This is a genomic window from Marinactinospora endophytica (genome assembly GCF_054780875.1).
In genome coordinates this window covers 1-22,980 of sequence record NZ_BAAGVM010000021.1, presented here as the reverse complement: position 1 = coordinate 22,980, position 22,980 = coordinate 1, and the positions used below count along the sequence as shown (strand labels likewise).

Annotated in this window: 22 protein-coding genes and 3 pseudogenes; 10 read left to right on the top strand and 15 right to left on the bottom strand. The window is 68.1% G+C overall.

The annotated features are described in order from the left end of the window. Positions 1-246 precede the first annotated feature (246 nt). The 4 genes from fxlM to ACYVHU_RS25955 all read right to left on the bottom strand — a co-directional run bounded on the left by fxlM (position 247) and on the right by ACYVHU_RS25955 (position 3,154). A complete protein-coding gene (fxlM, locus tag ACYVHU_RS25970; RefSeq protein ID WP_498949766.1) occupies positions 247-1,503 on the bottom strand; it encodes a methyltransferase, FxLD system in 1,257 nt (418 codons plus the stop codon). Next, complete coding sequence (locus ACYVHU_RS25965) at positions 1,491-1,643, bottom strand: Scr1 family TA system antitoxin-like transcriptional regulator (protein WP_498949764.1); 153 nt, start codon at positions 1,641-1,643, stop codon at positions 1,491-1,493. The genes fxlM and ACYVHU_RS25965 overlap by 13 nt, the downstream gene beginning before the upstream one ends. A 767-nt stretch (positions 1,644-2,410) precedes the next feature. Further along, complete coding sequence (locus ACYVHU_RS25960; RefSeq protein WP_498949762.1) at positions 2,411-2,899, bottom strand: hypothetical protein; 489 nt, start codon at positions 2,897-2,899, stop codon at positions 2,411-2,413. 102 nt (positions 2,900-3,001) lie between these two features. Further along, on the bottom strand, positions 3,002-3,154 hold the full coding sequence (locus tag ACYVHU_RS25955; RefSeq protein ID WP_498949761.1) for a hypothetical protein: 153 nt from the start codon (positions 3,152-3,154) through the stop codon (positions 3,002-3,004). Positions 3,155-3,205: 51 nt separating this feature from the next. Here ACYVHU_RS25955 and ACYVHU_RS25950 point away from each other — a divergent pair, with 51 nt between their 5' ends. The 3 genes from ACYVHU_RS25950 to ACYVHU_RS25940 are packed head-to-tail and all read left to right on the top strand — an operon-like array spanning position 3,206 to position 3,968. Continuing rightward, the gene (locus ACYVHU_RS25950) at positions 3,206-3,517 is read left to right on the top strand and encodes a hypothetical protein (RefSeq protein WP_498949760.1); all 312 of its coding nucleotides are present in this window, start codon (positions 3,206-3,208) and stop codon (positions 3,515-3,517) included. A 14-nt stretch (positions 3,518-3,531) separates the two neighbouring features. Then, positions 3,532-3,726, top strand: a complete 195-nt coding sequence (locus ACYVHU_RS25945; RefSeq protein ID WP_498949758.1) for a hypothetical protein — start codon at positions 3,532-3,534, stop codon at positions 3,724-3,726. Further along, a complete protein-coding gene (locus ACYVHU_RS25940) occupies positions 3,723-3,968 on the top strand; it encodes a hypothetical protein (RefSeq protein ID WP_498949757.1) in 246 nt (81 codons plus the stop codon). Before ACYVHU_RS25945 ends, ACYVHU_RS25940 begins: the two co-directional genes overlap by 4 nt. Before the next feature lie 102 nt (positions 3,969-4,070). Here the strand turns inward: ACYVHU_RS25940 and ACYVHU_RS25935 are convergent, their stop codons facing one another. Further along, positions 4,071-4,220, bottom strand: coding sequence for a hypothetical protein (locus ACYVHU_RS25935; protein WP_498949756.1), 150 nt, complete (start codon positions 4,218-4,220; stop codon positions 4,071-4,073). Between the two features lie 720 nt (positions 4,221-4,940). On the opposite strand from ACYVHU_RS25935, the gene ACYVHU_RS25930 reads away from it, so the two are divergent. Further along, the gene (locus ACYVHU_RS25930; RefSeq protein ID WP_498949755.1) at positions 4,941-5,273 is read left to right on the top strand and encodes an MFS transporter; all 333 of its coding nucleotides are present in this window, start codon (positions 4,941-4,943) and stop codon (positions 5,271-5,273) included. Between the two features lie 529 nt (positions 5,274-5,802). On the opposite strand, the gene ACYVHU_RS25925 is transcribed toward ACYVHU_RS25930, so the two are convergent. From ACYVHU_RS25925 to ACYVHU_RS25915, 3 genes and pseudogenes are all read right to left on the bottom strand, one after another. Next, on the bottom strand, positions 5,803-10,131 hold the full coding sequence (locus tag ACYVHU_RS25925) for an RHS repeat-associated core domain-containing protein (RefSeq protein ID WP_498949810.1): 4,329 nt from the start codon (positions 10,129-10,131) through the stop codon (positions 5,803-5,805). Positions 10,132-10,191: 60 nt separating this feature from the next. Next, a pseudogene (locus tag ACYVHU_RS25920) lies at positions 10,192-10,575 on the bottom strand (DUF6531 domain-containing protein); the annotation flags it as partial. Between the two features lie 867 nt (positions 10,576-11,442). Continuing rightward, positions 11,443-11,793, bottom strand: coding sequence for a hypothetical protein (locus ACYVHU_RS25915; protein ID WP_498949754.1), 351 nt, complete (start codon positions 11,791-11,793; stop codon positions 11,443-11,445). A 126-nt stretch (positions 11,794-11,919) separates the two neighbouring features. Here ACYVHU_RS25915 and ACYVHU_RS25910 point away from each other — a divergent pair, with 126 nt between their 5' ends. Further along, entirely contained in the window at positions 11,920-13,152 is a 1,233-nt protein-coding gene (locus ACYVHU_RS25910) for a helix-turn-helix domain-containing protein (RefSeq protein ID WP_498949753.1), read from the top strand. A 50-nt stretch (positions 13,153-13,202) separates the two neighbouring features. After that, entirely contained in the window at positions 13,203-13,613 is a 411-nt protein-coding gene (locus ACYVHU_RS25905; RefSeq protein WP_498949752.1) for a tetratricopeptide repeat protein, read from the top strand. A gap of 352 nt (positions 13,614-13,965) precedes the next feature. Here the strand turns inward: ACYVHU_RS25905 and ACYVHU_RS25900 are convergent. The 4 genes and pseudogenes from ACYVHU_RS25900 to ACYVHU_RS25885 form a co-directional block, all read right to left on the bottom strand. Continuing rightward, a pseudogene (locus ACYVHU_RS25900) lies at positions 13,966-14,163 on the bottom strand (abortive infection family protein); the annotation flags it as partial. Positions 14,164-14,234: 71 nt separating this feature from the next. Further along, positions 14,235-14,561 carry a hypothetical protein gene (locus ACYVHU_RS25895; RefSeq protein ID WP_498949751.1) on the bottom strand — a complete coding sequence of 109 codons (327 nt, stop codon included), beginning with the start codon at positions 14,559-14,561 and terminating at the stop codon, positions 14,235-14,237. 47 nt (positions 14,562-14,608) lie between these two features. Beyond that, complete coding sequence (locus ACYVHU_RS25890) at positions 14,609-15,175, bottom strand: hypothetical protein (RefSeq protein ID WP_498949749.1); 567 nt, start codon at positions 15,173-15,175, stop codon at positions 14,609-14,611. Further along, a complete protein-coding gene (locus ACYVHU_RS25885) occupies positions 15,165-15,827 on the bottom strand; it encodes a recombinase family protein (RefSeq protein ID WP_498949748.1) in 663 nt (220 codons plus the stop codon). Before ACYVHU_RS25885 ends, ACYVHU_RS25890 begins: the two co-directional genes overlap by 11 nt. A gap of 150 nt (positions 15,828-15,977) precedes the next feature. Here ACYVHU_RS25885 and ACYVHU_RS25880 point away from each other — a divergent pair. The 3 genes and pseudogenes from ACYVHU_RS25880 to mobF form a co-directional block, all read left to right on the top strand. After that, a pseudogene (locus ACYVHU_RS25880) lies at positions 15,978-16,325 on the top strand (site-specific integrase); the annotation flags it as partial. Positions 16,326-16,366: 41 nt separating this feature from the next. Then, positions 16,367-16,591 (top strand): hypothetical protein, encoded by a 225-nt coding sequence (locus ACYVHU_RS25875; RefSeq protein ID WP_498949812.1) that lies wholly within the window; start codon positions 16,367-16,369, stop codon positions 16,589-16,591. A 182-nt stretch (positions 16,592-16,773) separates the two neighbouring features. Next, entirely contained in the window at positions 16,774-20,307 is a 3,534-nt protein-coding gene (gene mobF / locus ACYVHU_RS25870; RefSeq protein ID WP_498949747.1) for a MobF family relaxase, read from the top strand. Positions 20,308-20,833: 526 nt separating this feature from the next. On the opposite strand, the gene ACYVHU_RS25865 is transcribed toward mobF, so the two are convergent. Next, positions 20,834-21,031 carry a transposase gene (locus tag ACYVHU_RS25865; RefSeq protein WP_498949746.1) on the bottom strand — a complete coding sequence of 66 codons (198 nt, stop codon included), beginning with the start codon at positions 21,029-21,031 and terminating at the stop codon, positions 20,834-20,836. Positions 21,032-21,558: 527 nt separating this feature from the next. Continuing rightward, positions 21,559-22,527: a helix-turn-helix domain-containing protein gene (locus ACYVHU_RS25860; RefSeq protein WP_498949745.1), complete on the bottom strand. Its 969-nt coding sequence runs from the start codon at positions 22,525-22,527 to the stop codon at positions 21,559-21,561. Between the two features lie 98 nt (positions 22,528-22,625). Here ACYVHU_RS25860 and ACYVHU_RS25855 point away from each other — a divergent pair, with 98 nt between their 5' ends. Then, positions 22,626-22,874 carry a hypothetical protein gene (locus ACYVHU_RS25855; RefSeq protein WP_498949744.1) on the top strand — a complete coding sequence of 83 codons (249 nt, stop codon included), beginning with the start codon at positions 22,626-22,628 and terminating at the stop codon, positions 22,872-22,874. On the opposite strand, the gene ACYVHU_RS25850 is transcribed toward ACYVHU_RS25855, so the two are convergent. Continuing rightward, entirely contained in the window at positions 22,847-22,954 is a 108-nt protein-coding gene (locus tag ACYVHU_RS25850) for a hypothetical protein (RefSeq protein WP_498947518.1), read from the bottom strand. The genes ACYVHU_RS25855 and ACYVHU_RS25850 overlap by 28 nt on opposite strands. Positions 22,955-22,980 lie beyond the last annotated feature (26 nt).

Here is a 22,980-nt window from a genome sequence, read left to right as displayed (position 1 = left end):
GTGTCGAGGACGAAGTATCCGGGACGCGCTTGCTCCAGCGGTGTTCCGCGGTCGTGGAGTTCGAAATGGGCCGCACGGCCTCGGCGACGCTTTGCGCCAGGTCTCCGGCGCCGGGGCCGTGTGCGGCGACGCCGAACTCCCACAGCCTGGCTCCCTCGGCGGTGGTCTTGTGCGAGGGGCGGCGGGTGAGGTAGGCGAGGGTGCCCTTATCGAAGGCTGCGGCCGAGGAGGGGTAGGGGTCCGCGGTCAGCAGCCCGCCCTTCGCCTGCGGGGGGACAGCATGCGGATCAGTCCGCTCACTCCGCTGGGCAGGGCGCAGCTCACGAACAGCTCCATCCACTCAGGGGATTCCGCCGCACGCACCGTCATACCGGTCCAGACCTCGGTGCGTGGCTGTTCCAGTACCCCGGCCAGTTCTTCGGCGTCGGCACCGACTCCGGCAGGCGCTTGCAACCGCACAGTCCCATCGGCGCTGAGGGGGATCATGTGGCGTTCGCCGTCGGCGATTCCCCGGCGCAGGGGCATGAAGGTGTTCATCGCCGATCCCTTGGAGCCCCATCGGCCTTCGCGGCGCTCCCAGACGATGGAGCGGGAGACGCTGCCCTTGAGACGCTGGGGTGCCACGAGGCGTCCGGCGGGTACGAGCTGTTCCAGCCAGGCGCGGGGGATGGCGTGGGCGCCGACGGTGGCGATGATGCGGTCGTAGGGCGCGTTGAGGAGATGGCCGAGGGCTCCGTCGCCCAGCACGACCTCGACGTTGTCCACGCCAGCTGCGGCCAGGTGCGCGCGTGCTCCCTCGACCAGGTCGGCGTCGACGTCCATGGTGGTCACGTGCCCGGTAGCGCCCACCAGATGGCCGATCAGGGCGGCGTTGTAGCCGGTGCCCGTGCCCAGCTCCAGGACGTGGTCCCCCGGCCGCGCGTCGAGCTGGTCGAGCATGAGGGCGACGATTGTGGGTTGGGAGGCGCAGGAGATCGACGTGCCGTCGGGGGCGTACTTGATGTGGACGGGGCTGTTGGCGTAGGCCTCGGTCAAAGGCGCGTTCGGCACGAAGAGGTGGCGTGGCACGGTGCGCAGAGCCTCTTCGATGCCGGGAGTCCGGGCGTGTCCGTCGGCCCGGATCTGCTCGACCAGGGCGTGGCGCAACGCTTCGGCTTCGTTTGCACCAGCGGGGCCTGTTGAGGGCGAGGCCGTGCTGGTGATGTCAGCCGGCATGGCGTCGTCGGCGGCTGGCGCGGTGCGGTCGTCGGTACCCATGACTGCCTCTTCTGCTATGTGGGAAAGGGTGTGCTGGTCCTGTGCGGACAGGCCGGCGCGGTTGGCGTGGAACAGGATGTGGTGCGCGATGATGGCGCGCAGGCCGCGGGTGAGCTGTCCGCTGGCGGCGAGGACTCTCAGCGTCGCGCCGGCGCGTTCGAATTCCGCCACCCACGCCAGGTGGCCATCGAGTGGGCCGCCGGTGCGGGCGAGGGCGGCGGCATCGGCGGTCATCAGCGTGCGCACGGCCGACAGAAGGCGTTGGCGCCGCCCGGCCGGCATGTGGTGAGAACTGCGCGCGCGTATTCCGGTGTCTGAAACCGTCCCGGAACGAGCGCCGGGTGGTATATCTCGATACGAGTCGCGTACTTCTCTGCCTCTGTCACCTCGCGGAACCACTCGGGATTGGTATCCGACCGTTGCGCTGACCCCCACGCGCGAAGGATGGCGCCATGAGCGTTGAGCGCGGTGTCGAGGCGTTCTGCGTCACGTCGCTTCGGCCTGTGGTGGCCGGTCTCGTAGCCGCGCTAAGCCGCGAATGGGGCTGGTATCGCAAGGACGGTGAGCACGGGGTCACAGTGTGGGCCGAGCTCGCCCGGCCGGGACGGCGGAGGTGAGCCGTGGCTTGGAGCGCTCAGGACGACAGCCGCCAGTACGAAGACGCATATCGCCTCCAGCAGGTGGTCGGGAGCCGCTGGCTGGTCATGTGGGGACCGGGCAGTCGCGCCTTCTGGGCCTTCTATCGAGGACCGGCCCAGGTGCCTCCGATCTCGGCCCCCACCGCTCCCCAGCTCCGCGACGCCATTGACCACACGGAGCGCTGGCTCCCCTACGGCGGTGCCCACCGGTCCGCCTCCTTTCCACTACCCCCTTACTGACGCATATGGAGACCCGATGCCCTGTAGAAAGCCCGCCGCGCCGATCGCCACGATCGTCGTAGCCGTGGACCGGCTGACCAAGTCCGCTCGAGCCTAAGGCGTGCGGGTGCCCCCCCGACGCCGAAGACCCCACTGGTCGCCGCTTCGCTGTCCAGCGACGACACACGGTGATCGTTAGGCGGGATCCACGGGGAACGACAGATCACTCGATCAGCGACTCTTACCAGTCTCGCCCCCCGACTCGAACCGGCGTTCTGCCAAGCGAGAGGGTGGCGCTACGGTGTGGAACCGTCCTGCCAGGGAAGCGGTGGTCGGCGCTTATCGGAACCCGACCCGCGCCCTGGACGGCTGTTCCACATGATCAGCAGGTCGCGCGCGAAGTATCGCGCCCGCGGGTAGCACTGCCGTCGCCCGTCCACGGTGGGCGGCAGCGTGTCGGGGCGGTCGTCCTTGATCTGGATCACGCTGCCGGGGTTGACGGCGATGAGCTTGGCGAAGTCCCCCAGTGTGACCTGCTTGTCCAGGTCTTCCTCGGGCAGTTCCACAGGGTCGGGCCGCCGCGGTGTGAACGGACCGGGTTTGGCGGGGTCATACAAGTTGCTCCCGCCTCCGCCGCCTTTCTCCGTGGCCCCTTGCCGCGTCTTCTCGGGGGCGGGGAAGTCCGGGTAGTAGCGGGGCATGACGTGCACGGCGTAGCTGTGGCTGTAGCCGTTCCGCGCAGCCCACTCCTTCAAGGTGATCAGGTCTTCGCCGGTGGTGCTCATCGAGTTTCCACGGGGCCGTGGGCGGTGACGCCCGCCCTTCAGTGTCTGTTTACATGAAATGGTCTGGAAGGGTGGAATGTGCTGGAGCGCGCATCAGGCGGATTACCAGGGGCGTGGGGCGCCCCGGTGGTTGACGTCGCAGAGGCCGATGATCTCGACGTCCTCGCCCCGGTCCAGGCGGCGCCGCACGTGGTCGACCACCTCGGCGGGGATCTCCTGGGAGGGGAAGCGTGCCACCCCGGCCAGGGCGCTCACCTCGTCCGTGACAACAAGACCTCAGAAGGGTCTATTTGATACGGTGCGCGTATGGGAACCTCCGCGACCAGGCAGCGCTCCCGCCGCCACGAGCAGATCAGCGACACCGTCGCCGTGCTGTTGCGCAGGTGCGGTGAGAACATCGCCGATCTGGCCGCGAGCCTGCATCAGGACCGCACCAACGTCTCCGCGAAGGTCCACGGCCGCCGTTTGTGGACCGTGGACGACCTGGACGGTATCGCCGCCCACTTCCACATCACCCTCCTGGAGCTGCTGTCCGGGCCACAGGCCGCCGTCGAGGCCCTTCCACGGCAATGCCACACCACACCGGCCGGGAGCCAGCCGGCCCTACCCGCCGCTTGAGAAGGGGGAAGCCCATGACATCCCACACCACCAACGGCCCCGGGGCACCACACAGCGACGCCGATGTCGTGCACCGTGCCCTGGAGCGAGCCCACTCCGACCTCCCTCCCGAGGGGGTCACCATCGAGGCCGCCGACGAGGCGTCCATGCGAGAGGAGCTTTTCGCCGTCCTCCTGGACGACGCCGAGCACCCGTGGCGCGCCGCGTGAAACGCTCCATCACCCTCTCAGGCCCTGTTCGCGACCAACTGCGGGCACTGCCGCCGCGCGTGCGGATCCGCGCCGGTGACGCCCTGCTGGCGCTGGCGGCCGCCGACGACCCCGCGCTGCTCACCCAGCCCCACCCCGACTACGACGACCCCTTCGTCCGTCAGATGCGCGGGATCGGGTATGTGATGACCGTCCTCGTTTACGGTCACAGGATCGTCGCGCTCACAGTCCGCCCGGACTGACCACGCTCCCCCACCCCTACCAGACGAAGACGGCGGCTCAAGGAGGACCTGACGAAGGCCGCGGAGCCGTACGGAGGGGACGGCTGGCAGGAAGGCCTGCGGTCACTCCGTGCTCGTGCCGGGAAGATCGCGCTCGAAGCCGGTGTACTCCTGCCGGCCCAGGAGTTCGACGGCTCCCATCATCAGGCTCCGCTCCCGGCACCCGCCAAACACGGGATCGGGTTCCGCGAGCTTCTCGGAGCACTCCGCCAAGCCCGGATGGGAGTTCTTCTCCTCCTCTCAGTGCATCGCCTGGTTTCTCACCTGTCAGATGATCACCGATACCGCCATGCCGCCGACACTTCGTCCCTCGGACCAGATGTAATTGGCGCTAGTAACCAAGTACGCCGGAAAGCGGCAACGGGGTTTTCCAGCGGAGCCCGGATGCGGTCTGACCGCACTGATAAGAGCAGTTATCGGCGGCCAGAACAAGGACGAACGGGAACGAACCACGCGGCGCGGGTAGGCCAATCCGTTCACCAGGATGGGTCTAACTTCTGACCTGCGCCAACGTCACCACGGAGGTATGTTGGGGCCTCGGATGCCCCTGTCACGACCGACCGGGTGCGCAGTCACGGTGTGTGCCCACTTCTCCGAGTGAGGCGGAACCCTCCGACACACCAGGCTTCGGACAGCTGCTGGAAAACCCATCGCTCCCCCAGAGGTTTCCCCGTAACGTGCTCCTCGCCGGTCCCCCGGCCCCTGCCCACCCGCAAGGCACGACCGACGCTCGAAAGGACCCCTGATGCACATCACCACCGTGCGCCCGATCGCTCAGCCCTCCTGGCACCGGGAGCCTCTGCGGTAGGGCCTCAGGCCCTTTCGCTTTTGCATCACGCGACTCCCCGCCGAGGCGGGCCGGACAGCACCCAATCGTGCTGTCCCGTCCACGCGCCGATCGGCGCCTTCGTCATGTCTTGGGGAGTTACCTCCATGTCCCTTCTCCGTCGTGCCCGCCGCAGGCGCCTGCCCCCTCTGGGGCCCGACTTCACCCGCCTGTGGTCCGCCTCGGCCATCACCAACCTCGGCGACGGGGCCCTGCTCGCAGCGGGCCCGCTCCTGGTCGCCTCCCATTCCTCTTCCGCGGTCGCGGTCTCGGCCGCCGTCGTGGTCCAGCAGCTGCCCAAGCTGCTGTTCGCACTGTTCGCCGGAGCGCTAGTCGACCGCCTGCCTCGCCGAGCCGTGCTCGTGGTGGCCAACCTCGCACGCGCAGCGGTCCTGGGTGCGCTGGCCCTGACCGTGCTGACCGGTGTTGAACTGAAGTAGCGCTGGCGGGCTCTGAAGGACGCGGCTTTGAGCCTTGGCCGAATCGGAGCGATAACTCAAACTGTTCTCTTCCTCAACAACGCATGGAGGTAGAACCCGTTGAGGAAAACTCACTCACACGAACCAGGAGTCACTTCGATTTTCACACCTCTATCGCGAAGAAGCTTGGACAGGAGGACCACCTCCACACGTGTTCCCTCATACCCAGAACCAGTCACGTTATGGCTGAATTCTTTCGCCTCGCTGATAGAAGAATTAAAAGCTTCCCTGAAGACCTTTAGTAGCACACCTTTTTTTTGCCCTTCCCCCAAAACCCTCAAGCAATCTACACCATGCCGCTCAATCAACAGGTCGCGCACATGGCCCGGAGCGGACCCCCACGCCCATTGGTGAGACGCCTCACAGCCGGCGCATTCCCACTCAATCTCCCACCGGAGTCTACCGTTTTTGACTAGTTGGACCACCCAGCCCTCACGAGTACTACCGCACTCCCTGCACGCATCAGTTAAGCGAACAGCCTGCTCAATCATCACCAACCCCGCATATTTTGATATCTGCGTACAGTCTCATAGAAGCGATCAGACAATCCAGATCCGTCTCGCGGATGATGCCTTTCATAAATTCCACGAGACCACCAACGATGATGCAGCTCCTCATGCACAAGGCTATCACGCAACTCTGCCCTGCTTACAAACGATTCTGCACCTATCTGAGTCCCTTCCCCGTGTCGAGCAATGCCACTGCTTACCCAAGGGCTATAGACGGGAGTATGGGTGAATCGGAGGTCAGGGAAGTCTTCGGATATAATCGCTGATATGGCGCGGTTCCGTGAAGCCGCAGTTGAACCGGTAACATGACTCAGATCTGCTACCCACGAATTTCCACCAGGCTTCCCTTCAGTCAACCTGGCTCCGTTAATAGCATTCGCTGCGGAGCGATTAGTGTTTGCACTTGCACCAACCGCACCGCCGAGCGAACTCAACCGTCCCCCCATGAGACTTCCGGCGGCTCCGCCGAGGGCTCCGAAGAGCAGGTCGGTGGGGCCGGTGGGGCGGCATTGGATGGTGTTGGAGGCCCAGGTGAACCCGGCGCCCACCGCGGCGTTGACCCCTGCGGACACCGCGACCGAGCGGGCACCAGTCAGGCTCAGGGAGCGGGCGGCGAGGTTGCCCGCGCCAGGCATGATCGCCCCGCCCACCGCTCCGATCAGCGCGCCACGGCCCGCGGCCTGGGCCAAGCCGCCCCAGGTGGTGTCCTCGGTGGTGTAGGCGTAGATACCGCCCTCGATGACCCCGCCCAGGACGGCGCCGATGCCCATGCTGATGCAGATGGGGCAGCGCCCTGAGGGGTCGCTGAGGGTGGTGGGCAGGTTCTCGGCGTAGGCGTAGGCGCTGGTGTAGGCGTCGGTGGTCTGGCGGGGGGCGGGGTCGGCGGTGGTGAAGCGTCCCAGGTCGGGGCGGTAGTCGCGGTCGTGTAGGTACAGGCCCGCACCGGGTTCGTCGTACTGGCCGATGTAGGTGAAGGGGTTGGCCGGTGCGTTCTCGGTGAGGGTGGTGTGGTGAGTGATGCCGAAACCGGTGTAGGCGTACTGGTGTTGGGGGGTGCCGGTGGCGTTGGTGGTGTCGGCGACGGAGCCGTGCCAGTCCAGGTGGTACTGCTGAAACCCGGCCGTGGCGTGGTTTTGGGTCTGGATCTGGCCGTGGGGATTGTAGGTGTAGGTGGCCACCAGGGCTCCGGTGCCGTCGCGTTCGCTGACCAATTGGGGCAGGGGGTGGAGGATGTCCCAGGTGTTGGTGCGTTGGAGTTGGCCGTCCAGGCTTGAGGTGGTGCGGTTGCCGTCGGCGTCGTAGGTGTAGGTGTAGGTGCCCTGGTCGGTGTCGGCGCTGGTCAGGCGGCCGGGGGCGTCGTAGGTGTAGGTGGTGGCGCCGTCGAAGGTGAGGTTGCCGTCGGCGTCGTGGGTGTAGGCCGTGCTGGTCTGGCCGGTGGTGGCGGTGGTGATCTGGTCGGCGGCGTCGTAGGCGTAGGTGGTGGTCTGGGTGCCGGTGTGTGCGGTGAGGCGGTTGCCGACCTGGTCGTAGGTGTAGGCGGTGGTGGCCTCGTCCCCCTCAGGACAGTCCTCGGTCTCGGGGGTGGTGGTGCATTCGCGTGTCAGGCGGCCGTTGGTGTCGTAGGCGAAGAGCTGGCTGCTGTGCTGGCCAGCTTGGGTCGCGTCCACCCGTAGGGGCTGGCCGTTGGGATCGCGGGTCACCTCCCACGCCGACAGGACGCTGACGCCTTGTGTGGTGGTGGCGCTGTCCAGGCGGCCGGTGGGGTCGAAGGTGCGGGTTTCGGTGTGGCCGTTGCCGGTGGGGCTGGTGATGGTGGTGAGGTTGCCGGCCGGGTCGTAGCCGTAGTCGATCCTGTGGCGGGATGCGATGTTTTGTGAGGTGCGGAGGCCGTCGGCGTTGTAGGTGTAGGTGGTGGTCTGGTTGTTGGGGGGTCGCAGGGATGTGATGTTGCCGGCCGCGTCGTAGACGTAGGCCATGCTCCCCTGGTCGCCGGGCAGGGTGAGGGTGCGCGGGCGGCCTTCGCCGTCGAGGTTGGTGAAGGCGCGGGTGCCGGTGCCGTCAGTGACCTGGACGGGTTGGCCGGTGGCGTTGTAGGTCAGGGTGACCGTGGGGGTGCCCTCGGAGTAGGTGGCCTCGGTGGTGCGGCCCAGGGCGTCCACCTGGTAGGTGGTGGTGTGGCTGCGGGCGTTGCTCTCGGTGATGAGGTTGCCCTCGAGGTCGTAGGCGAGTTCGCGGACGCGCTCGAGGGGATCGGTCACCGAGGTGAGCCGTCCGATCGGATCGTAGTCGTAGTGGGTGGTGTGGTCGTTGGCGTCGGTTCGTGAGGCGACGTTGCCAGCCACGTCGTAGGCATAGGTGGTGGTGCCACCATCGGGGGCTTTGACCTGTTCCAGGCGTCCCAGCACGTCGTAGGCGTAGGTAGTCCTCTCCCCGAGAGCGTCGGTCGCCTGGGTGAGCAGGCCGCGCTCGTCGTAGGTGCTGGTCTGGGTGTGGCCCAGCGGGTCAGTGACGCCGGTCAGCAACCCGGCGGCGTCGTAGCTGTAGGTCCAGGTGAAGTCGTCAGGGTTGGCGCCCTCGACGTTGCCGCGGGGGTCGACCACGCTGGTCGGCAGGCCGTCGGCGTTGTAGGTGTAGGTGGTGGCGGCGCCGGTGGGGGTGCGCTGCTCGATGAGGTTGCCGTCGGCGTCGTAGGCGTAGGTGGTGTTCTTGCTGCGCCGGTCGTTGACGCGGATCAGCTGTCCGGCGTCGTCGTAGTAGCGGTTCTCGACCCGGTTGTTGCCATCGACCACCGTTCGGATCAGGCCGCCCTGGTCGTAGGTGGTCCTACGGATGATGCCGCGCGCGTCCGTGGTCTGCACGACACGGCCGTCGGCGTCGTAGGCATAGGCGGTGGTGTGCCCGAGTGGGTCGGTGACGGTCGTGTTCTGTCCGGCCTCGTCGTAGCCGAAGGACCAGGTGAAGTCTTCGGGGTCGGCGCCTTCGGTGTTGCCGCGCGCGGTTACCACGGTGAGCGGGCGGTCTGCCTCGTCATAGGTGTAGGAGGTCGTGCCGCCGTCTGGGGCGGTGACCGAGGCCAGGTTCCCGGCGTCGTCGTAGGCATAGGCGGTACTGGCCCCGCCCGGTGCGGTCACCTTCTCCAGGCGGCCGGGGGCGTCGTAGGTGTAGGAGGTGGTGCGCTCGGCCCCGTCGGTGACGGTCTCCACCTGGCTGTAGGCGTCATAGGTGTAGCGCTCGGTACCACCATTGCCCGGCAGGGTGAGGGCGGTGATCCGGTCAGCGTCGTCATAGGCGAAACTCGTGGTGTACCGGTCCGGGTCCGCGCTGTCGTGGCCGCGCGGGTCGGTGACGGTCAATACCCGTCCCGCCGCGTCGTAGGTGCGTTCCTCACGCGCCCCCGAAGGACTGACCACCGCGGTCTGGTTGCCAGCGGCGTCGTATTCGAAGCGGGTGGTGTGGCCCCGCGGTGTGGTGACGGATTCCAGCAGACCGTCGTCGGTGTAGGTGAACGCGGTGCGGTTCCCCAGGTCGTCCACTGCCGCTGCGAGCTGGCTGTCGGCGGTGTACTCATAGGAGACCGCGCGTGAGGCACCATCGGTGGCGGTGGCGATGTTGCCGTCCGCGTCATAGGTCCACGTGGTGCGGGACGCCTCGCTCGAGGCCCGGGTCAGACGGTCGTCCGTGTCGTAGGTGTAGGTGGTGGTGCGGCCGAGCGCGTCCTTGACCGCGGTGCGGTTGAGGTCTGCGTCGTAGGTGTAGTCGGTGGCGTTACCGAACGGGTCGAGTTGCGCGAACAGGACGTTGCCGGCGTAGATGTCGGTCCAGATTCCCCCGGAGGGGGTGGTCACGTTCGTGGTGTCGAAACCATGACTGGTGGAGTAGTCGAACTCGGTCACCGCACCGGAGGCGTCGGTCTGCTCAATCACCCGCCCCTGGGAGTCGTAGACCAACCCCAGCAGCTGGTGGCCGTCAGGACCGGTGATCTCGTCCAAAAGCCCGGCGGGGTCGTAGCCGTAGCGGATGGTGGTGCCGTCCAATCCCCGCACACTGGTGAGACGGCCACCGGTATAGCCGTACTGGATATACCGGTCATCGGGGAGCGTCACCCGGGTGAGGCGATCATCGGTGTAGTCGAGCTCGTAGTCACGCCCGGAGGAGTCAGTGACCTGCGAGGGCCGGTCTGCTTCGTAGGTGACAGCGAGTTGTCGCTGGCCGCGGCTGGTGATCGAGGACAGGCGCCCCTGGGAGTCATAGCGCAGGATGCGCCGGTCAGGTGTGGTGAGCTCCCACCCCTCAGCGGTACTGGCCAGCACGGACCTGGCACCGGTCGGCGCGGTATAGGTGCCGCTGCTACTAGGGGTAAAGGTCAGTTGGGAACCGGACTCCTCCCGGAGGGTGACCGCTCCATCCGCGCCGGTCGACAAGGAGGTCTCCCACGGCAGACTCCACCCCGCTCCCAACGCACCACCAGAGTTGCCCGAACTGTAGGCGCGCTCCACCGCGAACGGAGTCTGCGCGGAAGAGAGTGAAGCGTCCTGGAAAGAGCCTGCGTAACCGCCGGTAGCGGTATTCACCCCCGCGCCCCGCGCATTGACTGGCTGCGTTAGACCACCGGCGCCACTGCACTCCGGCGCGCAAATCGATGCGTCGTTAATTTCAGGAGATGCATAAAGAACAACCGGGTTTCCAAAAGAACGCGGATCTATCCCAGGTGAACCATCATCCACCAGTGTGAGAATGGGGAGTATTATCACCATTTCATCTAAAATTGGCCCACATCCCAACTCTTCAGGAAGAGGCAGAGTCGCAGACACCGAAGGCCTGTCCGCAAGGGATATCGCATAAGGAGCCCTTATGGACTGATTGAAATCATAAAAAGTGGATCGATTGGGGTTTCCACAAGGGCGCACTTCCCATGCGACGGTAACATCACGCCATCTTACTTCATTAAGACCCAAGGGACTGGTCGTATCATGGTGGCCAACTTGCGTGGATATATTTACTTCCGTGCCGGGAACTACCCTTGGCCTTACAAAGGTAGTACCCCATGGCATCGTGAACGAACTCCCCCAATCCACAGGGAGTATCAGTCCATCATCACTACTCGCCACTGAGGGCCCGTCATCGCTATCCGCCGCCAATGGGGTTTCTACATGGTCGCCTGGAGTAGCCAACGGAGCATTATCAGAATTTCCCTCAAAGCCGTTAGCCAGTTGTTCCTTGCGATCGGAAAGTGACATGGGTTCTTGCCTGGGTGCTGGTTCAGGCGCGTTCTCTGATGCTGCTTCCATGGGACCGAAGCCAAGACCCTGGGGACGCATGTCTCCGGCCAGGAGGACCAATGCGACCAGCACGACCAGGATGCGCACACGCCAAAGAGACCGAAGCATCGGCAACCCCTACCGGGGTTGCCCCCGACCGCGAACAAGTTCCAGCCATGAGGCAGTCTTCACTGGCGCCAGCTTGCCCTCAAAGGCAAGCGGAAGAGATCTCCCTTAAGGCCTGGAACAAAGTACCCAAATCAGGATGAACGATAAAGAGTGATCGGAGTCACTTTTTAGACCAGAGGTGGAAGCAGGTGCACTAAGAGTGCCGAGACCTGGCCAGACTTGAGCGAAGAGGTTTCAAACATCCATCGATGGCCGGAGACGGACATGGCTTGCTGGCCACCGCAGAGCGATGTTCACACGCACCATGCTCAAATGATACTGAAGCGCTCTTGCCTTTTTATCGGCCGATGATGTACGCCTATGATCTTCGCGGGTGTCTATTTGCGAATTAGTGCGTGACAGCATCCAGCACAAGCTATGGGCAACGGTGAGGGTTGCGGCTGTGGTGACCGCAGCGCGGCCGATCGCGCTCGGACGACTGGCACCATCACGGCGAGCCAGATAGGCGGCCCCCACACCAGCCAGTACCGCCACAAGCCCGCTCAGGATGCAGGCCAGCGCCAGCATCATCATCCACTCAGCCATGGGCTTCTCCTCCGATTCGATTCGGCGTTGTCGCCGTCGAATCTGGTCGAAGGGGTGGCCGCCGATGACCACCTGGACAAAGATGAACAACGACGTACAGACATAGCGGTCACGGTGGGAGTGGGTGTGGGGCAGGCAGATACGTGCGAGCAGCCCGCACCACAGGACGCGCGCGCTCAGCTGGTCGATCGTTTGGACACCGCCCGGCTGAAAGCGCGGCTGAGCAAGAGCCAGTTGGCCGCGCGCACGGCCTTGAGCCGCACCACGGTCACCGCAGCCCTCAACAACACCAGAGCGACCCCGTCCAAAGAGACCGTCACTGCCCTGGCCAGAGCACTCGGCCTGGACAACGGCCCACTCCTGGCGCTACGCGAAAGCGCTGTCGGGGCGAAGCCGGTGTCCGAACATCGAGCAGGACAGGGTCCAGCGCCGGGCCCGAGCGTCGTCCACACGGTCCAGGGCGATGTCTCCGGCACCGTGATCATGGCCGGCGGCGAGGTCACCCTCACCTCCCACCCACGACCCGAGCACACCCTCATCGCCGACCAGGCCGCCGGGGTCGATCACCTCTCCCCCGCCCAGTTGCAGGTGCACGCCGCGGTGCTGCCCGCCCCCGACCCGGGCGGCTACCCCTTCCTCACCCCCTACCTGCCCCGCGCCCACGACGCCCAGCTGTGTAAGTCCCTGGAGCCTGCTCTGGACAGGGAAACGTCGGTGCTGGTGATGCTTACCGGCAGCTCCTCCACCGGCAAGACCCGCGCCCTGTACGAGGGCCTGCACACACTGGCCCCACGCCGCCCCCTACTGCGCCCGGCCACCGCGAACGACCTCCTGCGTCTTCTGGCCGACGGGCAGGTGGGCGACCAGGTGGTGCTGTGGCTCAACGAGGCCCAACGCTTCTTCTACGGCACCAGCGCTGCCGAAGCCGCCGCCCTGCACCACCTGTTGCACCAGCGCACGGGCATCGTGGCGGTGGGCACCTTGTGGACCTCTCCTTACTGGGAAGAGCTGACCCGATTCGGCACTTCCGCCGACCCGCACGCCCAGGTCCGCGAACTACTCACCAACCCGGCCACCACCCACATCCCCGCCCCCGGCCACCTCTCCACCCATGAACAAGACCAGTGGGAAGAGTTGGCCACAGCGCGCGGCGACCAGCGCATGCGCGACGCCCTCCACGCCGGGACCGCTGACCGCGGCCGGGTGGTCCAACACCTCAGCGGCGGCCCCGCCCTGTTGGCCGCCTACGACCAAGGCCCCGGCCGCACCTTCACCCCCGTCGAACACGCCCTGCTCACCGCCGCCATCGACACCCGCCGCACACGGGGCACACCGACATCGCCATTCACCTTGCCCTGACGCTCAATTCCTACCTGCTCCCTCGGCGCCGCTTCGATGAACAGATCACCTTGTCCGCCCTCGCCTGCGACACCGCCCACCGCGCCGGCCAAAAGGCTGAGGGGACCCTGGCGTGGACCAGCCTCGGCGGCGCCCTGCGCGGGGTGGGGCGGTTTGAGGAGGCGATCAAGGCCCTCACCACCGCCCGCACCTTGTTCCAGGAGGCCAGCGACCGCCACAGCGAGGCCATAGCATGGCACACCCTCGGCACCATCCTGGCCGGGGCGGGGCAGGCTGAAGAGGCCATACGCGCCATCGAACACGCAGTGGAAGTTTATGAAGTGACCGGTGATACCCACCGCCTCACGGCCGTACAGGACGACCTGAAGTACCTGCGCCAAGCGCACGCTGGAGCGGGGCGAACCTCCGCTGAACCACCGACCCGGTGGGCGTTCCTGCGACTGCGCCGCGGCTGGCGATGAGCCGCATCACGTGTCATCGGCAACCATTCGCCCGCACGGTCCCCGCACCCGATGACCTCCCAGGACGTGAGCCCCGGCCTGGACGGCCGGAACTCGATTTGTATGGGTGCCCCGCATCTGGGGCACGGGGCGGCCCGAGACCAGACTGCCCGGCCGGGCGCCGCCACGCGAAAACGTGGGCTATGGATAAGCCACGACGAGCTCCTAGTGCTCGACGTCGCGCGGCCTCATCCCCCGCCGAGGTGGCCCTTGAGGGCGGGGGCGAACAGGGTAAGCCTGAAAGGGGCAATGAAGTCGAGCGGCGTGCCCCCGCCCAGAGGCCCCGCCCTCTGGGCGGGGGCCTCTTCTTCCGCTACGCCTTCTCCGGCGAAGCCTTCGTTGCCTGGTTGCGCCAGGGAGCTTTCTCGTCGGCGAGGGGGTAGAGCATGAGCTGGCACCAGGTGGTCGCCGCGTTCACCGCCAGGTGGGCATGGCGGGCGCTGGGTCCCGCCCGTGCGCCCATGGGCCCGTGCCCGGTGCCGTAGCGGTTGCGCAGCTCTCCCACGGCATTGGCCCAATTCTCCCGAAGCTACGGCGAGCCGCAAAGTAACCGGTGAGTAGCTACACCGGGCCCTACGGTCTTCAGGGGTGGGTGTAGCAGCGTGGGCAGGCCGGGGCCGCCACCGCGGCGGGGGTGTTCCAGGTGAAGCGGCAGTGCCAGCGTCGGCACCGGCGCGACTCAGCCGCCGGGGCGTAGTCGTCGGTGGACAGCGGCGCGGTGTGCCCGCACACCGGGCAGGTCCATTCGTGCCGGGTCGCCTCGGTGCCGTGAACCCGGGTCACCGACAGGTGCAGGCGCATGTGGCCGGGGGCGGGCCCGTGCGGGCCGGCCACGTGGCCACAGGCCGAACAGCGCGGGTAGGCGGGTGGGGCGGGTTTGCGGTTGAGCCACACCATGAGCAGGGACATCAGCAACTCCACAGGGCGAAAGGGCGGTGACAGTCGGGCGCATCAGCTCAGCGCTGCTTGTTGGACGGCAAGAGCACGTTGAGCAGGCGGTGCCCCAGCGCCGCGGTCGCGCCCGCAGCCACCCCGGCAATCAGTGGCGCGGCGGCCGCGTCCCTTACCGCCAGTCGCGGCGCGAAACCGCGCGCGCTCTCGCCGGAGTCCTCCCCCAAGCGCCGGATACGGTTGGCGGCCTTGGCCAGCCGGGCGGCCACCGGTTGGTACGCGCGTACCAGCACCTCCAGACGCCCCAGGGCGGCGACCTCGGCGAAGCGGCCGTCGGCCGAGGCCACGACGAAGTTTCTTCCCCCCTGGTCATGGACGTAGCGGGCGTGAGCGATCAGTCCTCGGTCAGCGGCATCGGCCCCCGCCAGCACCCGCAGCGGGGCGATGCCCAGTTCTGCCAGCACCGAGGCCAACAGGTCGCCGGCCGGGTCATGGGCGGCATAGCCCGCCACGGCGTGGTGCAGGGGGCCAACGTCGGCCAGGAGCGCCGCCAAACGCTCCCCGGCGTTGCGGGGGCGGGAGCCCAGGACGTTCTCCACGTCGATCAACAGGACCCGATCATCAGCGCGCATCCGTCGTCTCTCCTTGGGTCAGGGCGGTACGTCCGCCGGACAGCTCCGGCACGTGCTTGTACAGGGTCGACCTGCTGACGCCGAGCAGGCGGGCGATGGAGGCCACCGAGTTGTCGGGCCGGGTGAGTAGGTCGCGGGCGTGGCGAACCTGCTCCGTGGTCATCGCCGGGGGGCGGCCCAAGCGTTTGCCCGCAGCCCGGGCGGCGTCCAGGCCCTCGCGGGTGCCCTCCACGATGAGTTCGCGGATGAACTCGGCCAGGGCGGCGAAGACGTGGAAGACCAGGCGCCCGCCGGGGGTGGTGGTGTCCAGGGCCTCGTGCAGGGAGCGAAAGCCCACCCCGGCGCGGCGCAGGTCGCCGACGAGGGTGATGAGGTCCTGGAGGGAGCGGGCGAAGCGGTCCAGGGCGGGGACGACGAGGGTGTCGCCGGGGCGCAGGTAAGCCAGGCACGCTTTCAGCTCGGGGCGCTGGGCGTTCTTCCCGGACTTCTTGTCTGCGAACACCTTGGCGCACCCGGCCGCTTCGAGGGCGCGAAGCTGGCGGTCGAGCTTCTGCTCGCGGATGGAGACCCGGGCATAACCGATGAGCGCCCCGCCGGCGGCGACCGGGGCGGGGGCGAGCGGATCCTCGGGCAGGGCGAGGGCGGTGTCCATCCGGCGAGCGTAGGAAAAACGGTGTCGTCCGGATTGTCGGACACCCGGGGTTCCCAACACGTTTTCCCGACGCTTTGCCGACCGGTTCGGCGCCCCCGGGCGGCGTTCGGGGCGCCTGTCCAAGAATCGATCGTTATCTAGAGCGTTCTGATGGGTGTCCTGCATGTGGACCAGGTGTTGGTGAAGTGCCTTCTTCCGCCTGGTGGACGTGGTTATCTGCTGCCGTCCATCACGCGAACCCTCGGAGGCACGATGCTCGTTCAGCGCGTGGTGATGCCCGCCTCACCAATTGAGTCCTGGACCGTGCTCGGCGATGACGCCGCGCCGGTGGAACCCATCGAGCGATACCTGGCCTACCTGACCGACATCGAGCGGTCACCGAACACCGTGAAGGCCTACGCCCACGACCTCAAGGACTGGCTCTCCTTCCTCACGCTGCGCGGACTGGACTGGCGCGAGGTCCGCCTGGAGGACGTAGGCGAATTCGTCGCCTGGCTCCGACTCCCGCCCGCCGCCCGCTCAGGAGCACCGTCGGGCGGGTGCACCCGATCGGCGCGCAGGAGGCCGCAGTGCTCGCCGCGCTGCTGGGGTTCGGTCCGGCGCCGCGCGGCGCGGATTGGAGTGCGGGCGCCGAGGGTCTGGCCGCGGCCGGGTTGGCCGCCGTCAACGTCGAGGGCGAGTTCGCCGTCGACCCGACGGTCCGGTTCAGTCTCCTCCCCGAGCACTCACCGTCAGCACAGGAGGAGAGAGAGGACGAGTACTGACATCCCCGTGCTCGTCAGCAACTGACAAGCCGGTGCTCGATCCTCCTCCTTCCGTTGCGCTCAACAACCGAAGGAGGAGGACGCAGGTATCTTCGATACTCTCTTTCCGGCGTGTCGCCGATGAGACGCCCATGGCGCAAGGGACGACGAGGCGGGGGTGAGCGGTGGCCGACGGTGGGCCGATGCACACCCCGGAGGAGATCGACTACCGGCTGGCCCAGGAGTGCGGCGAAACGAATGCGCGGGACGCCGCCCTGGACTACCGCCTCAATGCCGCACGCGGGATCGAACGCCTGGGCGGTGGATGGAACGAGTTCGGCCGGGAGGCCGGGACCGTGCTCGCTTCGGCCGCGGAGGTCCAAGAGGTCCGCGAGATCATGTCGGGCCGAGACCCCCGCACCCGCGTCCAGCTGGTGCGTCCCAAGATGGCTGTGGACCCGCGCGCCAAACTTCCCGCGCGCCCGCTGGTATCGGCCGTGACGGTCATCGCCGAGGCCGCGCACGAAACGGTCGAGCAGCTGCTCGGGGCACGGCTGGCGCAGCGCTACCGCCAGATGGAGCGCGGCCTGATTCGCGATGGCGAGGCGCACCAGGTGCCGGTGCGGGACCTGGAGGCGATCGCCGAGCGGGCCGGCGCGGACCTGGCGGCGCTGTATGCGGCCGATGAGCTGGCGATCGCGCGCGAGCACGCCGATGAACGGGTGCGGGTGGGGGTGCGGGCCTGGCGTGTGGACTTCGACTTCCCCAAGAGCGAGTCGGTGCTGGGGGCTTTGGCCGATGAGGCCACGGCGGCGCGCATCGCCGAGATCCACATGGAGGCGGTACGCCGCTCGATGGCCGCGCTGGAGTCCTGGTGCGCCTACGGCATGTCCGGCCACCACGGTGACGGGCAACGCGCCGAACGGGTCGCCACGTCGGGGTGGGCGGCGACCGCGACGCCGCACCGCACCGCCCGCGGAATCGGGGATGGCACCCCGGGCGACCCCCACGACCACATCCACGTCATGGTCGCCAACATGGTGCGCTGCGCCGACGGGCGCTGGCGCACGGTCGCGGCCGGGGGCCGTGACATCATGCGCCACATCCCGGCCGTGGGCGAGCTGGCCCGCGCCGTCTCCCGCCGGCTCATCACCGCGGAGCTGGGCGTGTCCTACGAGCGCGATGCGGTGACCGGGCGCTGGGAGATCGCCGGCATCGGAGCCGATGTGCGCGCGGTGTATTCACGGCGGGCCACCCAGGTCGACGAGCGCGTCGGCCCCGAGGCCACCCCACAGCAGCGTCGCGCGGCCGCCCGCGCCACCGCCGCGCCCAAACGGGCGTGGACCCCGCGCCAGGAACGGGCCTCGTGGAAGAACCGCGCGCTGGCCGCGGGCATCGATCCCGACCGTCTCGTCACCAGTGTGCTGGGCGACCCCGGTAGCGGCGCGCCCGCCGATCGCGGCCCCGACGGTCCCATCGCGCCGGATGTGGAATCGGTGGCAGCCGCGGTGTGGGATCCCGAGACCGGGGTGACCGCCCACGCCAAGACCGTCACCAGGGCGAAGGTTCTGGCTGCGGTCGCCGCCACCTGCCCGGCCGGGGTGGCCGGCCCCGAGGAGCTGGAAGCGCTGACCGACGCGGTCTTGGCCGACCCTCGCGCCGTCGCGCTGCCACCGGGCGGCCAGGCCCACATGACCAACTCCGCGCGGTTCACCAGCGCCGACATCCTCACGGCCGAACAGACGATCATCGAGTCCGCCCGGCGCCGGCTGGGCGAGGCCACCGCGACCGTCAGCGCCGATGTCCTCACCAGCGTCCTTGACGACCTCCACCAGCGTCTCGGCCATGGATTGTCGGCGGAACAGGAAAACGTGGTCCGGCGTTTGGTGGGGGCCGGACACGGCATCGACCTGATCACCGGGGTCGCCGGCGCGGGCAAGACCACCACGATGACCGCGGCGCGCATGGCGTGGGAGAAGGCCGGCTACCGCGTCGCCGGAGCGGCGACCGCCGCGGTCGCCGCGGCCAACCTGCGCGCCGAAGCCGGAATCCAATCCCGCACCATCGCCTCCTGGCTGCAGCGCATCGACAGCGGACAGGGACTGCGGGGCATCGACGTCCTGGTCCTGGACGAAGGCGCCATGGTCGATGACCGCTCCCTGGCCCGCCTCATCACCGCCGCCCACCACAGCGCGACCAAGATCGTCTCCATCGGGGACCCCCGCCAGCTCAAGGCCATCGGAGCCGGTGGCGGATTCGCCCGTGCCCACCGGCTGGTCGGCGGCCTCCACCTGGCCCACAACCGCCGCCAGCGCGACGACGTCGACCGCGCGGCTCTGGCCGCCTGGCGCGAGGGAGCCCACCGCACCGCGCTGGCGACCTGGCACCGCAACGGCCGCCTGCACGCCGCGCCGTCCCTCACCGACACCTACACCGAGATCACGCGCCGCTGGTGGGCCCAGCGCCGGCTCATCGACGACCCGCACCAGGCGGTGGCCGACCTGCTGGTGCTGGCCGCGACCCGTGCCCACGTCGATGAGCTCAACCACCGCATGCGGCTACTGGCACGCCAGGCCGGTCTTCTCGGTTCCTGCCTGGAATTCGCGGTCGCGGGCGCCACGACCGTCGAATTCGCCATCGGCGACCAGGTCCGCCTACGCGCCAACGACTACCGTTCCCGGCGTGGTGCGGGCGAGGCCGATGTCCTCAATGGTGTGCGTGGCGTGGTGACCGCGGTCGACGCGCGCTGGGGCGCGCAAGTGCGGTGGCGCCACGCCGGCCGGCTCCAGCAGGCATGGATCAGCCCACAGGCCATCGCCCGTGGGCACCTGTCACACGGGTATGCGATCACCATCGCCGCGGCCCAGGGGCTGACCTCTCAGCACTGCCACCTACTGGCGTTGGGCGCCGATGCCCACGCCGCCTACGCCGGAGCCTCCCGCGCGCGTGAACGCGTCGACATCTACCTGCCCGCCGCCGAGCTGGAAACGCTCGAGCAGCGCTTGCGGTCGGGGCCTCCCGCAAGTGATGAGGAGCGGGCTGTCCGCACGTTCCAGGCCTATGCGGCCGGGCTCCTCGACCGTGATGACGGCATGGTCACCGACGAACTGGCCACCTCGGCCAGGCCCCCCGCGGTGTCTGCGACGGTGGTGGCCGAGCCGGTCCTGACCGTGGCCGAAGCCCGTGCCGGCCACGGACCCGCCGCCGCACAAGCCGCCCCGCAGATCGCGGCACTGCGAGAACAGGCCCGCCAGGCGACCGAACGAGCCCGCTTGCTGCAAGACGAACTGGTACGGCTGTCCGCCCAGGCGACCGAAGGCGGGTGGCTGCGCCGCAGGACCCGACGACGGGCGACCGAGCAGCGCCACGCGGAGATCACCATAGAGCTGGAACAGCTGCACCAGATCATGCGGCAGGCACGCGCTCACGCACACCGGCTCCATGCCGAAGCCGTGGCCGCGGACGTGCGCCAGGCCCATCACGAGGCTGAGCGGGCGCGCCATGACCGGCTCGTCCACATCGCCGCCGAGCGGGGGATCACCGTGGAGCAGGCCGCACGGCTACCGCAGGCCGAGATCGATGCGGCACTCACCCGTGCGCTTCACACCAGCCCTAGCACCACGAACTCCACGGTCTTCCCGGCCCGCTCCCGGCCGTCGCCCAATGCCGGCCACCTCACCGGTCCTACGTGGTTGGAAAGCGAACCCCCATCACAGCACCCGCATAAAACACGGTGAGTGAGACCCCGGCCCCGCTTCGACGCTGGAATCCGGCGACTGGTGAGTGGCAGGCCGCTCAGACGCAGGCCCACACGTCGATGAGCCACAGTCTCAACCCCGGCGGCAACGCGCAGGGAGACCAGGCCCTCGATACCACAACCCCGCTCCTCCTGACAGGCTGGGACAGGAAAGCAGACGCCGGGTGCCCACACGCATGGCCTGCCACTGGCCTGAAGGAGCTCAACGGCACCGGCGATCCCTCTTTGCCCCCCGGCCCACAGTCTCGGTATCACGGCCAGTGACATGGGTGCGCCCAGGGCCACCCCGGCGGCAACAACAGGGAGCGGTATCCGGCCGGCCCCGACCCATTCCAAGAGGCGCCGGGCCCGCAAAGACACCGAGTCCTCCAAGCGGCTGGGACGCCATCGCTAGACCGTTGAGCGTACATGGTCCTGCTCACCCGATGCCGTCGCCCGCACCCTCGTTATGAGCGCGAGACGGAGCACTCCCTGGCCTTCACCAACATCGCCTGCACTCCCATCTACTACACCGACTCACCAAATGAGATGACCTCTAAAGACCGGTGGCCGGCGCGGCTGCCGCGCCGGGCCCGGTTACGGACCTGGTCGGCCCGCTCGGGGGTCGTGTGCGTGATGCCCTTACGGCGCAGCCAGGAGCGGATCGCCTTGGAACTGTAGCCCTTGTCACCGACGACGTGGTCCGGCCACGTGCTGGTGGGCACACATGATGGTGGAGTCCACCGACACCAGCCAGCCGATGTCGCCGACCGCGCCGCTCCTTGCCCGAGCGGCCTGGAGCATGCGGATGAAGGCACCGTCCTCGGCCCAGCGGCGGCAACGGATGTGCGGACTAGCCCAGGGGCCATACCGCCAGGCCACCCCAGCCCGGAACCTCCACACGATCCCGTTCAGGATCTAGCAGTCATCCGGCCGTTGCCGCCCCCGCTGCGTCGGGGGCGGCAACGGCCGGATGAACCCCCACTCGGCATCGGTCAATTCAAGACGACAAACCACACGACCAGGATGCCTCTCTTTTAACGACAACCCTAGTAGCCCCACTCGGACTCACCCCCGCACAGGCGGGGAGCACGGACCCCATGCACTGCATACGCAGGTTCGCGCGGGATCATCCCCGCATGCGCGGGGAGCACTGGCGTGCGGGTGAAGCAAGTCAAGGAGCCCCTGTTCGAACTGGGCTGAATAGAGGGCGGCCCGCACATGGCTACAGGGTGCGGGCCGCGGTCGTGGGCTAGCGGGCCGCCCGCGCCTGGGTGAGGGCCTGGCGGTACTCGTGGGTCCACTCCGCGTCACGCTGGTCCGGGGGGAGCCCGGCGAGGCCGGTTTCCAGCAGATCGGCCGCCTGGTCCCAGTTGCCGAGGCTGTGGTGGACCAGGCCACTGTAGGTCGCGAAGAAGTCCGGGGAGTACCAGTAGACGATGGAGGGTGGGTCCCCGGCCGCCTCCACGAGCGTGGCGGCCTGATCGAGAAGCCGCGTGGCCGTGTCGCGGTCGCCCAGATCCGCGAACGCCTGCGCCTGCTGGAGGGTGTCGAACGCGCGTTGCGCCGGATGCGCGCCATCGACGTGAAGAGCCGCCTCGGACTCGGTGACGACCAGGTCCGCGCGGCCTCGCTGTCTGGCGACATAGCCTCGAAACGAGGTGGCGGCCGTCTCCACGAGCGGGGCGCCGGCTTCCCGCGCCATGCTCCGAGCGGTGTCGAGGAGCCTCAACGCTTTGACGTCGCTGCGAATGGCGGCATGCAGCCAACCAGCGAACTGCGCCCACTCGGCCGCTACGGCCCGCAACTCGTCAGCGTGCGGCCCGGTCGCGGCGCGGGACATGGTGGTGAGGGTGCTGACCTGGGCCATGGTCGCGGGGATCATCGCGGCGGATCCGATCGCGTCGTCGAGGCGTCGTTGGGCCGCGAGCACGTCGGCAACGGCGCGCACGGTTTCGGCGTCAACCCTGCTCGGTCGAGCGATGCTTTGGGCGATCCGGTCGCGGTCGTCGGGGGTGAGCGTGGCGGCGAGTCCGGCCAGCGCGCCCTCCGCGTCGAGCAGGTCGTCGAGGGCTTGGGCGAGCTGGGGGGAGGGGCGTTGCCGGCCGGATAGGACGCGGGAGAGGAACGCGGGGTCGTAGTGGATCGCGCGGGCGGCGGCGCGCAGGGACATGCCGCGTTCGGCGAGGGCGGCGCGGACGCGGGCTCCGAAGTCGCTCACGATCGCTCCCGGGGGAGGGGGAGTGGAGGGCGTTGACTGGCAGCCTAGTCAACGCCGTCCCCGCTGCGCCGGAGATTCGCGCGGGGCAGGATGACGGCATGGCTACCGACGATGAGATCGAGCGGCTCCGCGACCGTTTCGGCGGCGACTGGGACATCCGGCGTTCCCCCGAGGGGATCACCGCGACGCACCGACGCGAACAGCCCGACCGGAAGCGGGAGCGGAGCGGCTTCCTCACCCGGGTGTCCGCGCTGGACGCCAAGACGCTGAGAGCGAGATTGGAGGTCCAGCAGACCCTCCGCGCAGAGATCGGCTACCCCTATGTGCCGTCGGTCTTTCTCACGTAGACGCCGCGCTGGGGGACCACGAACACCAGCTGTTTCTCGGCCAGGACCGCGACGGCTTTGCGGACCGTGCCACGCGCCAGCTCGAACTCCTGCTGGAGCTGTTTTT

Bases quoted from the DNA above. Each gene is read 5' to 3' on its own strand.
- ACYVHU_RS25960 (WP_498949762.1), bottom strand. From the start codon at position 2,899: ATGAGCACCACCGGCGAAGACCTGATCACCTTGAAGGAGTGGGCTGCG.
- ACYVHU_RS25950 (WP_498949760.1), top strand. From the start codon at position 3,206: ATGGGAACCTCCGCGACCAGGCAGCGCTCCCGCCGCCACGAGCAGATC.
- ACYVHU_RS25885 (WP_498949748.1), bottom strand. From the start codon at position 15,827: ATGGACACCGCCCTCGCCCTGCCCGAGGATCCGCTCGCCCCCGCCCCG.
- ACYVHU_RS25895 (WP_498949751.1), bottom strand. From the start codon at position 14,561: ATGTCCCTGCTCATGGTGTGGCTCAACCGCAAACCCGCCCCACCCGCC.
- mobF (WP_498949747.1), top strand. From the start codon at position 16,774: ATGCACACCCCGGAGGAGATCGACTACCGGCTGGCCCAGGAGTGCGGC.
- ACYVHU_RS25915 (WP_498949754.1), bottom strand. From the start codon at position 11,793: ATGGCTGAGTGGATGATGATGCTGGCGCTGGCCTGCATCCTGAGCGGG.
- ACYVHU_RS25945 (WP_498949758.1), top strand. From the start codon at position 3,532: ATGACATCCCACACCACCAACGGCCCCGGGGCACCACACAGCGACGCC.
- ACYVHU_RS25890 (WP_498949749.1), bottom strand. From the start codon at position 15,175: ATGCGCGCTGATGATCGGGTCCTGTTGATCGACGTGGAGAACGTCCTG.
- ACYVHU_RS25855 (WP_498949744.1), top strand. From the start codon at position 22,626: ATGGCTACCGACGATGAGATCGAGCGGCTCCGCGACCGTTTCGGCGGC.
- ACYVHU_RS25930 (WP_498949755.1), top strand. From the start codon at position 4,941: ATGTCCCTTCTCCGTCGTGCCCGCCGCAGGCGCCTGCCCCCTCTGGGG.